General features: G+C 57.1%; 10 protein-coding genes. 5 read left to right on the top strand and 5 right to left on the bottom strand.

What is annotated here, in order from left to right; all coding sequences use genetic code 11:
• Nucleotides 1-88: 88 nt before the first annotated feature.
• The 5 genes from FQ320_RS24620 to FQ320_RS24600 form a co-directional block, all read right to left on the bottom strand.
• Entirely contained in the window at nucleotides 89-913 is an 825-nt protein-coding gene (locus FQ320_RS24620) for an enolase C-terminal domain-like protein (RefSeq protein ID WP_187394079.1), read from the bottom strand.
• A 120-nt stretch (nucleotides 914-1,033) separates the two neighbouring features.
• A complete protein-coding gene (locus FQ320_RS24615; RefSeq protein WP_148475910.1) occupies nucleotides 1,034-1,858 on the bottom strand; it encodes a sugar phosphate isomerase/epimerase in 825 nt (274 codons plus the stop codon).
• Between the two features lie 47 nt (nucleotides 1,859-1,905).
• Nucleotides 1,906-2,793, bottom strand: a complete 888-nt coding sequence (locus FQ320_RS24610; protein ID WP_222861721.1) for a carbohydrate ABC transporter permease — start codon at nucleotides 2,791-2,793, stop codon at nucleotides 1,906-1,908.
• Nucleotides 2,794-2,797: 4 nt separating this feature from the next.
• Nucleotides 2,798-3,703, bottom strand: coding sequence for a carbohydrate ABC transporter permease (locus tag FQ320_RS24605; RefSeq protein ID WP_148475909.1), 906 nt, complete (start codon nucleotides 3,701-3,703; stop codon nucleotides 2,798-2,800).
• A 107-nt stretch (nucleotides 3,704-3,810) separates the two neighbouring features.
• Complete coding sequence (locus FQ320_RS24600; protein WP_148475908.1) at nucleotides 3,811-5,001, bottom strand: ABC transporter substrate-binding protein; 1,191 nt, start codon at nucleotides 4,999-5,001, stop codon at nucleotides 3,811-3,813.
• Nucleotides 5,002-5,539: 538 nt separating this feature from the next.
• On the opposite strand from FQ320_RS24600, the gene FQ320_RS24595 reads away from it, so the two are divergent.
• From FQ320_RS24595 to FQ320_RS24575, 5 genes are all read left to right on the top strand, one after another.
• A complete protein-coding gene (locus tag FQ320_RS24595) occupies nucleotides 5,540-6,598 on the top strand; it encodes a LacI family DNA-binding transcriptional regulator (RefSeq protein WP_187394078.1) in 1,059 nt (352 codons plus the stop codon).
• Between the two features lie 14 nt (nucleotides 6,599-6,612).
• Nucleotides 6,613-7,350 (top strand): SDR family oxidoreductase, encoded by a 738-nt coding sequence (locus FQ320_RS24590; protein WP_148475906.1) that lies wholly within the window; start codon nucleotides 6,613-6,615, stop codon nucleotides 7,348-7,350.
• A gap of 83 nt (nucleotides 7,351-7,433) precedes the next feature.
• The gene (locus tag FQ320_RS24585) at nucleotides 7,434-8,411 is read left to right on the top strand and encodes a hydroxyacid dehydrogenase (RefSeq protein ID WP_187394077.1); all 978 of its coding nucleotides are present in this window, start codon (nucleotides 7,434-7,436) and stop codon (nucleotides 8,409-8,411) included.
• Between the two features lie 54 nt (nucleotides 8,412-8,465).
• Nucleotides 8,466-9,539, top strand: coding sequence for an ABC transporter ATP-binding protein (locus tag FQ320_RS24580; RefSeq protein ID WP_148475904.1), 1,074 nt, complete (start codon nucleotides 8,466-8,468; stop codon nucleotides 9,537-9,539).
• A 95-nt stretch (nucleotides 9,540-9,634) separates the two neighbouring features.
• Nucleotides 9,635-10,699 carry a Gfo/Idh/MocA family protein gene (locus FQ320_RS24575; RefSeq protein WP_148475903.1) on the top strand — a complete coding sequence of 355 codons (1,065 nt, stop codon included), beginning with the start codon at nucleotides 9,635-9,637 and terminating at the stop codon, nucleotides 10,697-10,699.
• The last annotated feature ends 113 nt before the right edge of the window (nucleotides 10,700-10,812 follow it).

The following is a 10,812-nucleotide window of genomic DNA, read 5'->3' as shown; positions in this document are numbered from 1 at the left end:
AGGGGCATCTATCCTCAGTTTACCGACCAGACCTGCCCACCATCACGCGAAATCACTGCCCACCTTCGCGTGAAATACGTGCCCATCATCACCCGAAATCGCTGCCCATCATCACGCGAAACACGCAGGTGTGGTTTCGCAGTATGCGAAAGCTGTCCTGATTTTCCGCTGCTACGGCATCTTCCAGAAACAACAGATCATAGGGCTCCAACATCTTGCCCAGCCGAGCGGCCTCAATTGGGGTCAGGCGGCTATGGACATCATGCAGTAGCGCTATGTCATCGCCAAAGCGCGTGCGCGCCTCGCGAAACAACGCTTCGATCGAGTTCATATATTTGCGCGTCGACCAAGGCTGTTCGGGCGGCAAAGGTCGACTGCTTTGCTGTTCGAAATAGTCTTTCTTGTCACCCAACACGCCATAGGTGCCTTCGAGCCCGGGCACCGCCGTTTGCAGCCGGATTGCCTTGAAGCCTTGCGCAATCAGCGCTTCAGCCCGGTCCAGCGTGTCGTCGACGGTGTCGCCGGTGGCATGGGCATAGGTTGTGATGGCCTTGCGGCTTTTGCCACCCAGAAGTTCATAAACCGGCAGGCCCGCAACCTTGCCTTTGATATCCCAAAGCGCGACATCCACCGCGGCGACACAGGCCATGTTGATTGGCCCTTTCCGCCAATAGACGCCTTTATAGAGATATTGCCAGATATCCTCGATCTCATGGGCGTTCCGCCCGATCAGACAGGGCGCGACATGTTCCTGAAGATAGGTCGCCACCGCCATTTCGCGGCCGTTCACGGTGGCGTCGCCAACCCCATAGATCCCGCATTCGGTGACGATCTTTAGGGTCACAAAGTTTCGTCCCGGACTGCTGACGATTACCCGGACGTCCTTGATTGTCAGATCTTTTGCCTTATTCATCGTTTTACCTTTTGAAAGCGCGCGTGCGTCGCTGGTGTCCAGCCGACCCAAGACCGGCGCTTATACGGTCGGCGATCGGCATGTTTCGGCGGCACCCGGAGAAAGCGTGTCACGGATCGCTCAGGTATAAATTTCGTCAACCAGGCTTTTGAGATGCGCGATGTCCTTTTTCAGGAATGGAATGACGTCATCGCCCATCCGCTGGCCATGCTTGCCCGCCTGCTGGCTGTATTCGGCGGGCATACAGAAGGTGCCTCCAACCCTGGTGCGGTGCAATTCGCTGACCAGTTCACGCCAGTTGTAACCGCCGTGATCATGGGTCGTCCAATGCACCACATATTCGGCCTCAAGCTCTGGCCCATTGGCGCGCAGATGGCAGGCGCTCTTGAAGTTCACCAACCCGTTCATATGTGGGCGGGCGATATCGACAGCCATCTGCACCGGTTCGCCATCAACCGCGCAATGCCCCATATCCAGCACGCCACAGACCAGCCCGGGGTCATAATCCGCCAACAGATGCGCAAGGCCAACCGCGCTTGCGACCATGTTGCCATAGTGGTTCTGCACACCGATGGCGACGCCGCTTCTTTCCAGCGCAGGCAAGAGCGCATCAAAGCGGCGGCGATAATCGTCAATCGAGGCGCGATAGCCTTTCGTCATGTCAATCGGCGCGCAAATACGGATTGTGCCAACGCCAGCTTCGCCACAGGCGGCAATGGTCGCCTCGTCAATCTCACCTGCGATGCTGGGAGTCTTCAGCCCATGCTCCTCCAGCAGCCGCACCGCCCGGGGCAGGTCGGACGTGACATTTCCGGGCACCACCTGATAGCCCGGCCGCACCGCCAGTTCGACGCCTTCAAAGCCCAGACCGGTCAGTTTCTCTGCCAGTTCGGGCAGCGGGTCGGTCCAAGGTTTGGTGAATACTGAAATTAACGGTTTTGCCATCAAAACACAGGTCCTTTGGTTTGTATTTGTGCGGGATGGGAAGGGCCTTAGCCCTTCAACCCCGTGGTTGCGATCCCATCGATCAGCTTGCGCTGGAAGATGAAGAAGACGACGAACATCGGCACCAACGACAGGAGCGACATGGCCAGCATGGCCCCCCAAGTGCTTGCCCCACGCGAAGCCTGCAACAGTCGAAGCCCCTGCGGCACGGTGTAATTCTCGATCGACGTCAGATAGATCAACGGTGTGAGGAAGTCCTCATAGGTCCACAGGAAGGTGAAGACCGCCGTCGTCACCAATGCCGGGGTCAAGAGCGGCAGGATGATCGAAAAGTAAATCCGGATCGGGCCCGCCCCATCAATCGCCGCCGCTTCATCGAGCTCGCGAGGGATACCTCGAATGAACTGGATCATGAGGAAGACAAAGAAGGCGTCCACCGCAAGGAACTTGGGCGTCACAATCGGCAGGATCGTATTCACCCAGCCCAGCCAGTTGAACAGGATGTATTGCGGGATCAACGTCGCATGCAACGGCAGCATGATTGTCATCATCATGAGGGCGAACAATGGCGCCTTGAAGCTGAAGTTGAGCCGCGCAAAGGCGTAAGCGACAAAGGAACAGGAAAGTACGTTTCCGATCACCGCGAGCGTCGCAATCACGAAACTGTTGGCAAAGAACACCTTGAAAGGCGCTGCGACTCCGGCCCAGCCATTGGCATAGTTTTCCCACTCGAAATGCCGGGGAATGATGCTGGTGTCGGAGAAAATGATGTTCGATGGCTTCAGCGAACTCACCGCAAGCCAGATCAGCGGATAAAGCATGATCAATGCAAATAAGATCAGGAAGCCGTGCATCATCAGCTTGGAGCGGGCCTTGGACTTGGCACTGGTGTGGTTGACGTCGACAGCCACTTCGGGCGGTTCTGTGATGGTCATGATGTTACCCCTCATCCCCGTAGTGCACCCAGTACTTGGCGCTCAGAAAAGATATCATCGTTGTGAGGCCAATGATGGCCACCAACACCCAGGCAATGGCCGAGGCATATCCCATCTCGAAATTGGTAAAGGCCTGCTCATAAAGATAAAGCGTGTAAAACAGTGTGGAATCTGCGGGGCCGCCAGTGCCGTCCGAAATAATGTAGGACGGTGTAAAGGCCTGAAACGCGCCGATGGTCTGCATGACAAAGTTGAAGAAGATGATCGGCGTCAACAGCGGTATCGTCACATAAAAGAACTGCTGTACCGGACGCGCGCCATCTATGGCGGCTGCATCATACATGTCTTGCGGAATCTGCTTGAGACCGGCGAGAAAGATCACCATCGGTGCACCAAACTGCCATGCCGCCAACAGAACAAGGGTTCCCAATGCATAGTCGGGATTGGTAATCCAACTGGGCGCATCATAGCCGAAGTAGGTCCAGAGAAACTGGTTGATGATCCCATCATACGAGAAGATTTGACGCCACATCAGTGCGACGGCCACGCTCCCGCCCAACAGCGACGGCAGATAAAAGACTGACCGATAGATCCCAAGCCCCCGCAGCCCACGATTTAGGATCAGCGCGATGAACAGGGCAAATCCCAGTTTCAACGGGACCGAGAACAGCACGTAGGACAATGTGACTTTCAGCGACGCGATATAACGCGGATCGTCGTTCACGAGCTTGGTGTAATTGTCCAACCCTGCCCAATTCGGCGAACTGAACAAATCGTAATCCGTAAAAGACAGATACAGCGAGCCCAGCATCGGACCCAGGGTCAGGACGAGAAAGCCGATGATCCAGGGCGACAGGAAAAGAAACGCGATTCCGTTCTGCTTAGTTGAAAGGTTCTTTGTCTTGCTCATGGGGACCTACCTACTCTGAAGCCATCAGGTGCCAACCGCGCCCAAAAAGGCACGGCGCCAAGAAGACGGGACAGGAAACCCTCTGCCCCGCCAGTTCGGCGACCTCGTTATTTGAGCGCCTTGAGCTTTCCGTCGATCTCGGCGGTCAGCGAATTGCCCGCCTCAAGCGCGGTCATGTCACCAAAGGCGACGGCCTCATTGTGGCGACGGAAGATCCCGCCAAGACCACCCACACCCGGACGGCGCGACGGCGCCGGATCTTCACGCAGCATCTTGAGGTAGTCGACCAACTTCTTTTCCTCAGGCGAGCCTGAAGAGCCGAATTTCTCAAGACCCGCAGTCGAGGCCGGGATCATGCCGCTGCCGGTGTAGTAGAGATCCACACCTTCGGGATCGAAGTGCATGAAGCGGATGATATCAATGCAGAGTTCTTTGTTGACCGCGTTTTTCCAGATCCCGGTCGAGTTGCCTGCGTAGTCATAAAGATGTTGTTTCATCTCGCCACCCGCGAACCCGTTTGGAAGCATCATCAGATCAAGCGGGCTTTCCATCAGCGCGCCGATGCCAATGAAACTGTCGGTTGTCTGAACCAGCATTGCGGAGCGGCCACGCACGATCCCGAGCGAGGCCGAATTGTCGCCGGCCTGGGCCTGTACATCTGCGGGCGGCGCGCCGCCAGCCTTGCGCATGTCTTCCCAATACTGGAACCACTTGGCCATCTCTTCACCGTTAAAGCCGATGGTGTGCTCTGGCGTGAATAGCGCCGCACCTCCGGCCCGCAGGAAAATGTCGCAAGCAAGGTTGTTGCCGCCGCCGTCTTCGATACCCCAGAAGCCACGCCCATGCTCCTTGCCAAGCGCAACAGAGGTCTCAAGCAGTGTTTCCCAAGTGTAAAATTTTTCAGGAACCGCAACCCCGACTTCTTCGAATTTCGCCGGGTTAAAGAAGATGGCCGTCGCAATCGCGTCGTTCGGCATTGCGTACATTTCGCCGGCGTAAGTGCAGGAAAAGACACTGCCGGCCTGATATTCGGACACATCAAGCGGATCGGGAATCCACTCTGTCAGCGGCGTCAGGACCCCGCGCGCGGCGTATTCGGCCAAGAGGTCGACGTTTACGCTGAACATGTCCGGCGCATTGCCGCCTGCAGCCTCGGTCGCGAGCTTGTCGGTAAAGGCGCGGTAGCTGGAGAATTCCGGCACGATCTCAACATCGGGGTTCTTTGCCATATAGGCCTTGAGAACCTTGAGCGTCGTGGCGAGCTGCTCCTCTGATTCAACAAAGCCACTGAAACGCACTTTGGTGTTCCCCTGCGCCAAGGCGCCCCCCCGCAACAACCGTCAATGCGAACCCGCCAAATGCTGTGGTACTCTGCTTCAGAAACTGTCTGCGCGAATGAGATGTGGTCATTTTCGTCCTCCCTAAATGTGCAACCCGAACTTTGGCCGTCATTGCCGCTGACCGCGATTCGCGGCCCGCCGTGAAGCCACGTTAGTAAAACGTTACACCTATGTCGACTAAAAATCACAAGCCGGAACTTCTGAACCTCGCGCGGGCACGCCAGACCTGTTCCGATAATGGAGAAGCTCTATTAACTTACTGTATTATAACTATTATTAGAAATACCGGCAGAATATTTCCCTCGCCGATACAGAGTACCCACTGCTCCGTTTTTGGGCCGTCGGGATGATTTTATTTATAAATCAGAAATATTTGTCTGGAACATTTCGGCAATCGGTGACTATTAGGTGTAACGAATTACGTAACGAATCCCGATGCGATCTTGGCCATCCAAGTCAGGGCTGGCGCGTCAGCGGGACAGATAGGGTTGAAGCGATGGCAGGCATCAAGGACGTCGCGAAAAAGGCTGGCGTATCCGTCAGCACCGTTTCGAATGTCATCAATGGCCGTCACGCCAAGATGGGCGCACGCACGCTAAGCCGGGTTCAAGAGGCGATCACTGCACTGAACTACACGCCAAGCGCAGTTGCACGGCAGCTCAAGTCAGGACAGATCAAGACACTTGGTCTTGTTGTACCTTCGGTGGCCAACCCCTTTTGGGGCAATGTGTCCCAGCTTATCGAGAAAGCGGCCCTTAAGCGCGGCTATCAAGTTCTGATCTGTAACGCGGAACGCGACCCCGACCTGGAAGTGACCTACATGAACTCCCTGCATGGGTCTTCGATCCGGGGGACCATTCTTGGATCGTCCCCGGTTTCTTTCGATCACCTGAGAGAGCACGCCGAAAAAGGCATGCGTATTGCCGCCTTCGACCGGGTGTCGCGCGGGGCCAAAGGGGTGGTCTCCTGCTCGGTCAGTGTCGATCAGGCGCTCGGCGCCCGCCTTGCCACGCGCCATCTGATCGGTTTGGGGCACAAACGCATTGCCTTTATCTCTGGCCCCATCGGCACCTCCAGCCGCATCGCCCGCTTGGAAGGCATGCGCCGGGAACTGGACAAAGAGGGGCTGACGCTTGAAGACGACATGATCTGGCTAGGCGGTGCCAATGCAATGGGATTTGGCGACAGCCACGCCGCAGAACTGGGCCGGACTGCGGCCCGTGAACTGCTGACCCAGGATAACCCGCCGACGGCAATTTTTACAGTCAACGACATGTATGCGATCGGCGCATGTTCCGGCGCAAGAGAGTTGGGGTATCGGGTGCCCGAAGATCTGTCGGTGGTCGGCTTTGACGATATCTTCATGGCCAAGGTCGTAGAGCCGCCCCTGACCACCGTGCGCCAACCCGTGGAGAAAATGGCCGAGCTGATCGTCGCGAAACTCATCTATACCCTAGAAAACGAAGACGGCGCCGAAGAGCCGCATGTGATCTTGCGGCCGGAATTGATGGTGCGCAACTCGACCGCCGCTCCCAAGCCGCCTCGAAAACCTTAACCGAAGGCAGAACAATGATCAAAGACAACAGCTTGTCAGGGCGAACCATTCTGATCGCGGGAGCAACAAGTGGCATGGGCCGCGCAATCGCGCGCAGCGCCGCCGCCGCTGGCGCAAATCTGCTGCTTCTGGGCCGCGACGCCGCACGGTTGGACGAAATCGCACAAGAGACTTCTGATCTGGGCGCGCCTCACGTCGTCGGAGTTCAGGCAGATGCGTCAGATGCTGCCTCGCTTGCCGCGGCACTGGCGACGCACACAGACGCTCTGGCCGCCGTCGATACCCTAGTCAATTCGGTCGGTGTCAATATCATCAACCGGGCCTTTGTCGATCTCACGGCCGACAGCTGGTCGTCAATGATCGACACCAACCTCAACGCCGCTTTCAACCTTGCCAAGGTAATCGTGCCAGTTTTCCGGCAACGTGGCGGCGGGCTGTTGCTCAACATATCCTCTACCGCAGCGCGCAAGCCCGATCCCTCTGGCGCGGCCTATCAGGCGACCAAGGCGGGCGTCATGGCGATGACCCATGCGATCATGGAAGAAGAGTGGCAGAACGGCATTCGCGCGACCGTGCTCCTTCCCGGCATGACCGAAACACCGCTACTAGAAAAACGACCAACCCCGCCGACCGACGAGATGCGCGCCAAGGCGCTTCAGCCCGAAGATATCGCCGAGGCCTGCATGTTCGTGATGGCTTTGCCGAAACGGGCCCATGTTTCGGAATTGATGATTCAACCGGCGATCCGCTGATCCCAATGCACAACACAGGTCAAAAAAGCATGGAAATTCAACCCTCCCAGATCCAAACCCATGGCCCTAAGGTGGCTGTCTTGATGCCCGCCGAAGTCCGTTCAAGGATCTTTACACAGCAGGTCGAAACCGCGCTAAGCGCCTTTGCCGAACCGGTCTTTGTCAGTGACGAAGACCTGCGTTCAGGGGCTTTTGCCGATGCATTGCCGGATGTGAACGCGGTGATCACCGGATGGCTCAGCCCCAAGCTTTCACATCTTGTGGCCCCAACGGGCGGTATTTCTTTTGTGTCCCATGCGGCCGGATCGGTGAAATTGCTGGCTGTGGAAGATGCGCTTTGCGCGGGGCATATCCGGGTCAGCCATTCGGCGCCGGAAATCGCCCTTGCAGTGGCCGAATTCACCTTGACACAGATCCTTGCCCATTTGCGCCTGCACCGCGAACAGGATGCCGCGTTGCGCGGTCCTATGAGCTGGCAGGACATGCGCAAAGGCCAGCTGGGCCAACTTCTGGCGGCACAGAATGTCGGACTTGTCGGGCTGGGCTATGTCGGTCGGCTTGTGTTGGACCGGTTGCGCCCGTTCGGTTGCACCGTGTCGGTCTATGATCCGTTCATCAGCCCCGAACAGGCAGAGCAACTGGGCGTGACGCTTCTGGATCTGGAGACGTTGTTCACCCGTTGCCCGGTGGTCAGCCTGCATGCCGCGAACCTGCCCGCCACCGAAGGTATGATCAAACGCAGCCACCTTGAGTCGATGGCCCCCGGCAGTCTGCTGGTCAACACGGCCCGTGCCGGACTGTTAGAACCGGGTGCGCTGGTGCAGGTCTTGCAACAGGGTCAGATCTTTGCCGCCATCGACACTTTCGACATTGAGCCCCTGCCCGTTGACGATCCGTTGCGGCAGATGCCGAATGTATATCTCTCGCCGCACTGCGCCGGGCACACACGGGAAAGCTATATCCGCCAGGGGCTTTCTGCGGTCGAAGAGGTGCGCCGGTTCTTTGCGGGCGAGACATTGAAGCAGGAGATTCATCGCGAAAAGGCAGCCATGCTCGCCTGAGGCGGGCAACCAGCTGTCAATTGCGAAATCAGTCATCGGGAAAAGGGGAGTGACATGGCATCAGTAGAAATCACCGGACTCAAAAAGAACTTTGGCGCGGTCGAAGTGATCCACGGAGTTGATCTTCAGATCGAAGATGGCGAGTTCGTCGCGCTTGTTGGGCCGTCCGGCTGTGGCAAGTCTACACTTTTACGGATCATCTCGGGACTGGAACCGGCCTCCAGCGGAGAAATCCGCATCGGCGGCAATGTGGTCAACCACCTCAACCCACGCGAACGCAATATCGCGATGGTGTTCCAAAACTATGCACTTTACCCTCATATGTCAGTGGCGAAAAACATGGGGTTCAACCTGAAACTCTCGGGGATGAAGCGACGGGATATCGACAAAAAAGTTGAGGGCGTCGCCAAGCTGCTTGAACTTGACAAGTTGCTAGACCGCAAACCGGGACAGCTTTCTGGCGGTCAACGTCAGCGCGTTGCCATGGGCCGCGCCATTGTACGCGATCCGGCGGCGTTTCTGTTTGACGAGCCGCTTTCGAACCTTGACGCCAAGCTGCGCGTTCAAATGCGGTCGGAAATCAAGGCCCTGCACCAGCGCATCAAGACAACCTCGATCTATGTGACCCACGACCAGATTGAAGCCATGACACTTGCTGACCGGGTGGTCATCCTCAATAGTGGACATATCGAACAGGCAGGGCGCCCGATCGACCTTTACAACAAGCCCGACAATCTCTTTGTCGCGGCCTTCATCGGCACACCGTCGATGAACCTGATCGAGGCAACCATTGTCAAAACAGATACCGGACTGGCCGCCATGTTCTCTTGCGGGCAATCTGTTCCGGTAACGACTAATCATCTTAAAATAGCGGAGCATGATAAGGTCATTGCCGGCATGCGCCCCGAGCATTTCTCTACCGAAACAATCGGCACGCAGCTTTTCGGGGCAACCACGCTTGTCGAACCTACCGGCGCGCAAACCCATATCACTTTCGAACTGGCCGGCACCTCGGCGACGGTGGTATTGGATGGCGGTGTCGACATCGCGGTCGGGCAAATGCTGACGGTATCCATCGACCCCGCCAAATTGCATTTTTTCAACACAGAAACCGGGCACCGCATCTAAAGCGCTTCGGTCTGGACGCTGGATCGCCGGGCGTTTGGCCGCCGCACGCTCCGGAAGCAAATGACGCATGAACCTTCACCAGGAAAGTATATGTGATGTTGAAAGTATTGATCGCAGGAACCGGCTTTGCCGGGCAGGGTCATGCCGATGCGTTCCGCGGGGTCGGGGCCGAGGTTGTTGGCATCGTGGGCCGGACCGAACATGTGGTCAAAGACGTGGCCCAGAAGATGCGTATCCCCTATGCCGGCACCAACTGGCAGGAGGCCTTAAAAACCTGCAAACCCGACATTGTATCGATCGCAACGCCCGGTGGGGCGCATTACGAACCGATCAAACAGGCCATTGCATGCGGCTGTCACGTGTTCTGCGACAAACCGATGACCGACAGCGCGGAAACAGCGGTTGAACTGAACGCATTGGCGCAGGCGAAGGGCGTCAAAACTGCCTATGCCGCCAGCTTCCGCTACGCGCCCAGCGTGTTGCACGCCAAGCAATTGGTGGCCGAGGGCGCGATAGGTGAGCCGACCGAGATCGAATGCATCTCGCATTTCAATCTTGAGCGTGACATTCCATTCGGCTGGTCACATCGCAAGAAAGACGGCGGCGGACGGTTGAACAACAATTTCACCCACACGCTGTCCATCGCGGCGTCCGTAGTTGGCGAAAAGATCTTGTCGATCATCGGTGAAGTCCGCGACGATCTGGGCCGTGCCCCCATTGTCGAAGGCGTGCATAACTTTGCCACGCGACGCGATTTCATCCCCAAAGACCTCAACGATCCGTCGTTGAAATGGGGGACCAGTGATGTCGAATGGTCTTATACGGTGCTCGCGCAACTTGAGAGCCCTTATGCCAAAAAACCGGTGTCGGTGCTGTTCAAACATGGCGGGCTGGTGCCCCGGTTCCATGAAGATCACATAGTGTTCTACGGCAAGGAGGGCGCGATTTACATCAAAGGCCATTATGGCAGCGGCCAATTGTATCACTATGGCAAGGACAAAACCTGGCAAGAACTCCCGCTGCCATCGGCGATTGCCGACGCCATGCCCGATGTAAAAGGCGAGACCGAGCAATGCTGGCACTATCTCGCCCGTGAATTCGTACGCGATATCACCGGCAAGACGGTGGACCCCTATCCGACCTTTAGGGAGATGCCGTAATGGGGCTCGGCGCGAATCATTGCCGTTGTGACTTGCTGAACGGTTGGCGTTGAGGTGTCGTTGCCCTTGGCACGCAATGCGTGCTTACGGGGTCTTGCCCTGAGGCGCGCCCC

This window comes from Oceaniovalibus sp. ACAM 378, assembly GCF_008085915.1.
In the GTDB taxonomy this organism is placed as follows: domain Bacteria; phylum Pseudomonadota; class Alphaproteobacteria; order Rhodobacterales; family Rhodobacteraceae; genus Oceaniglobus.
This window is presented reverse-complemented; position numbering and strand designations above follow the sequence as displayed.